The sequence below is a fragment of the Actinoallomurus acaciae genome (genome assembly GCF_042429965.1).
In the GTDB taxonomy this organism is placed as follows: domain Bacteria; phylum Actinomycetota; class Actinomycetes; order Streptosporangiales; family Streptosporangiaceae; genus Actinoallomurus; species Actinoallomurus acaciae.
Genome location: NZ_JBHLZP010000799.1, coordinates 1 through 2689, shown reverse-complemented (window position 1 = coordinate 2689; position 2689 = coordinate 1). Strand labels below are relative to the sequence as shown.

Below are 2689 nucleotides of genomic sequence, written 5' to 3'. Positions count from 1 at the left end.
GGATGAGCGGCGATGAGGTCCTCCAGCTCGGCGACGTCGGCGCGGCCGAGCCGGAGCCGCGCCTCGATGTGGTCCTCGACCACGCCCAGGTGGCGCTCGGTGAGGCGGGAGACGTGCCCGCGGGCGAAGTCGGCGTCGGCGACGGCGGCCAGGACGGGGCCGCGCCAGAGCCGCAGCGCCGCGGCGAACGCGTCGGCCGCACCCGCCGGGTCGTCGGCCAATAGGTCCTGCCCGCGGACCGCGAGCCGGTCGAACTCGATGATGTCGATGGTGCCCGAGCCGTCCGTGGCGCCGGAGCCGTCCAGGACGAGCCGGTAGCCCGAGGGATGCGACTCGATCACGAGCCCGGGTACCGCGCGCCGCAGGCGGGAGATCAGCGACTGCAGGGCGTTGGCCGCGCCGGAGGGAGGGGCGTCGCCCCAGACCCCGTCGACGAGCCGCTCCGCGGTCACCACCCGGCCGGCGTCGAGCGCCAGCAGGATGAGCAGTGTGCGCAGACGGGCTCCCCCGACCTCGACCGGCCGGCCGGCGCCGTCGGCCACCTCGAGGGGGCCCAGCAGCCCGATCCGCACGAGCCGTCCTCCCTTGCCTGTCCCCGCCCCATATGGCCGAAACCACGATATATCTCGATGCGCCCCGTGTCTCGCCTTCATGGCCAGGTTGGTCCGCCCTCATCTTGCAGGAGGCCGTGAGCAGCCGTCACGCCGATATCCCCCGGGCCCGCCTCCCCGGCCTCGACCGAGGCCGATGGTTACGCTGATCAGGTGGAACGTTCGCTGCTCGACAGCCCGTCCTACCGCCTGATCCGGATGCTCGGACGGTACAAGGCCGCCCTCGCCGGGGGGCTGGAGCGGCACGGGCTGCACCTGGGACAGGAGTTCTACCTCGCCCAGCTGTGGCGTGAGGACGGCGTCACCTCCGCCGACCTGGCGATGCGCACGGGCGTCTCGGCCCCCGCGGTGACCAAGGTCGTGAGCGGTCTGGAACGGTCGGGCCTGGTACGCCGCGAACGCGACCCTTCGGACGCCCGCCTCGTCCGCGTCTGGCTGACCGACGCCGGACGCGCCCTGCGCGAGCCGGTGACCCGGATCTGGTACGACTCGGAACGGGAATTCTGGAACAGCCTCGACGAGGACGAACGCGCCCGGGTCCGCACGATCATCGGCGACCTGCTCAGCTGAGGGCCGAGGAAGCCCGCGAGCCGCCACAGGGCCTGCCCGCGGTCCGTGAGTCGACCTGCGAACCGGGGCGAAGGCGCCGCTCTGGGCCCTGGCCTGGCGGGCACGGTCGGCGGCGTGGATGCTCCGCCATCGGCGCCCGACCTCTCCCGCCGCGCGAGGACGGGCCTGCCCCGTACGCCCTGAAACGGCGGGCTCGCCCGAGAGGCTCTAAGGTGGGCCGGACGCCCGCCGCCGCCTCGTGCGAGCGAGACCATATCCGGCACCCGCTCCTCGGATAACGCCGAATGCGAGGCCACCGGCCGGGCGCGGCGTACGATCGTCCCCCGGGAGCTATTGATCGATGATGACCACGTTGTGGCGGCCGGTCTGCCTGGCCGCCGTCGGACTGCTGTCGCTCAGTGGATGCGGCCTGGTCGGGCAGACCAAGATCGTACGCGGCAGCGTGCCGGACTCGATCACCGTGTCGAGCCCGGCGTTCCGCGAGGGTGCGCCCATTCCCGTCCGGTTCGCCTGTAAGGCGGAGGGCGGGCAGGGCAAGACGCCCCCGCTGCGCTGGTCGGTCGCCTCGACCGGCGTGGGCGCGCAGGCACTGGTGCTCGACGACCCGGACGCGCCCAGCGGCGCGTACGTCCACTGGGTGCTGTTCAACATCGACGCGACGGCGAACGAACTGCTCGAAGGCGTCGTACCGCGCCGCGCCGAGCAGGCGCTGAACACCGCGGGCGAGACGGGGTACGCCCCGCCGTGCCCGCCAAAGGGCGAGCAGCACCGCTACCGCTTCACGGTGTACGCCCTGAACGCCAAAGTGCCGCTGTCGAACGGCGCGAAGCTCAACCAGGTGCTGTCGGAGATCGCTCAGCGCACGGTCGCCCGCGGCCGGATGACCGTACGGTTCGGCAGCGGGTGAGTCCCATGTTCGCCCATGTGAACGGGGGAGATCGATGTGGCGAAGGACATGAGTTGATGGCCACTGACCCGAGTGGCTATTTGCGGCAAGTAGTGTGAGAGTAGATGTCCGCGAACCGTGTGACAAGGGTCATAGCGGTCGGCAACAATCGGTCTAGGTCCCTGGGGGGCCGGACGCCGGTGATCACAGGAACGGTCTCCGCGTCGGCGTCGACCGCTAGACCATGGCGTTGGGTGGTGCTATGTGGGGTCTGATCGTTGTCCTCGGGCTCGTCGCGGTGGTCGTTCTCGTCGGAGTGCTCGTCGCACTCGGAATGAGGGCGAGCCGGACGGGTGATGATGACGACTGGATGGCCGAGGACGAGCAGCCACGCGGCCGCCGTGGAAGACGATCCCGCGGCCGTCGCGGTGAGCCTGAGGAGTACGACGAGTACGAGTACGACGAGGAGCCGTACGGTGACATGCGTGTCGCCGGGACGCCCCTCGGCGGTCCTCAGCAGCTCCCGGCCGGTCCCATGGCGGGGCCTCCCGGTCCCGGCGGCCCGATCGCGGGCCCGCCGCCCGGTTCGCACGCCCAGCTGCCCGCGGCCCCCTGTCCGGCG

4 protein-coding genes are annotated in these 2689 nt (G+C 71.7%); 3 read left to right on the top strand and 1 reads right to left on the bottom strand.

Translation table 11 applies throughout. The features are described from left to right. Window positions 1-572: AfsR/SARP family transcriptional regulator (locus tag ACFFNX_RS47160; RefSeq protein WP_378212923.1), on the bottom strand; the 572-nt coding region annotated here is incomplete at its 3' end. 192 nt (window positions 573-764) lie between these two features. On the opposite strand from ACFFNX_RS47160, the gene ACFFNX_RS47155 reads away from it, so the two are divergent. The 3 genes from ACFFNX_RS47155 to ACFFNX_RS47145 form a co-directional block, all read left to right on the top strand. Next, window positions 765-1181 (top strand): MarR family winged helix-turn-helix transcriptional regulator, encoded by a 417-nt coding sequence (locus ACFFNX_RS47155; protein WP_378212922.1) that lies wholly within the window; start codon window positions 765-767, stop codon window positions 1179-1181. Between the two features lie 340 nt (window positions 1182-1521). Continuing rightward, window positions 1522-2088 (top strand): YbhB/YbcL family Raf kinase inhibitor-like protein, encoded by a 567-nt coding sequence (locus tag ACFFNX_RS47150; RefSeq protein ID WP_378212921.1) that lies wholly within the window; start codon window positions 1522-1524, stop codon window positions 2086-2088. Window positions 2089-2329: 241 nt separating this feature from the next. Then, window positions 2330-2689: hypothetical protein (locus ACFFNX_RS47145; protein ID WP_378212920.1), on the top strand; the 360-nt coding region annotated here is incomplete at its 3' end.

What these genes read in the sequence shown, in the direction of transcription:
- ACFFNX_RS47150 (WP_378212921.1), top strand. Translation starts at nt 1,522, where the DNA reads ATGATGACCACGTTGTGGCGGCCGGTCTGCCTGGCCGCCGTCGGACTG.